Source organism: Saccharomonospora iraqiensis subsp. paurometabolica YIM 90007 (assembly GCF_000231035.2).
GTDB classification, from domain to species: Bacteria; Actinomycetota; Actinomycetes; order Mycobacteriales; family Pseudonocardiaceae; genus Saccharomonospora; species Saccharomonospora paurometabolica.
The window spans coordinates 122,767-123,330 of record NZ_KI912187.1; the positions used below are offsets into that span (position 1 = coordinate 122,767).

General features: G+C 75.2%; 1 protein-coding gene. It reads left to right on the plus strand.

Going from position 1 to position 564, the window contains the following annotated elements:
- On the plus strand, positions 1-564 hold a 564-nt coding region (locus SACPADRAFT_RS24775), incomplete at both ends, for a ketoacyl-synthetase C-terminal extension domain-containing protein (protein ID WP_007027921.1).

The window sequence follows — 564 nt, forward strand, 5'->3', positions numbered from 1 at the left end:
CGGCGGGCGTCGCCGGGGTGATCAAGGCGATCCAGGCCGTCCGGCACGGCGTAGCCCCGCGTTCATTGCACGCGGGCACGCCCTCGCCCCATGTGGACTGGTCCGCGCGGTCGGTCGAGCTGCTGGCCGACCAGCGCGCGTGGCCCGAGGTGAGCAGGCCGCGCCGCGCCGCCGTGTCGTCGTTCGGGATCAGCGGTACCAACGCGCACCTGGTGCTGGAACAGGGCGTCGCGATCTCCGCCCCGGCCGAGACCGGCCCCGTCCTGTGGCCGGTCAGCGGGCACTCACCGGAGGCGCTGGCCGCCCAGATCGCCCGGCTGGCCTTGGCGTCGCTGGACGCGGTCCCGGTCGCCAGGGCTCTGGCGTCCCGGGTCCCGCTGCCGTACCGGGCGGTCGGGGTCGGCGCGACGGCCGGGGAGCTGCTGTCGTCCGTGACCGACGGAGCTGTGCGCGGTGTCGCCCGCTCGGGCCGGATGGCGTTCGTGTTCACGGGTCAGGGTTCGCAGTGGGCGGGGATGGGTCGTGGGTTGGCTGCGACGTTTCCGGTGTTCGCGTCCGCGTGGC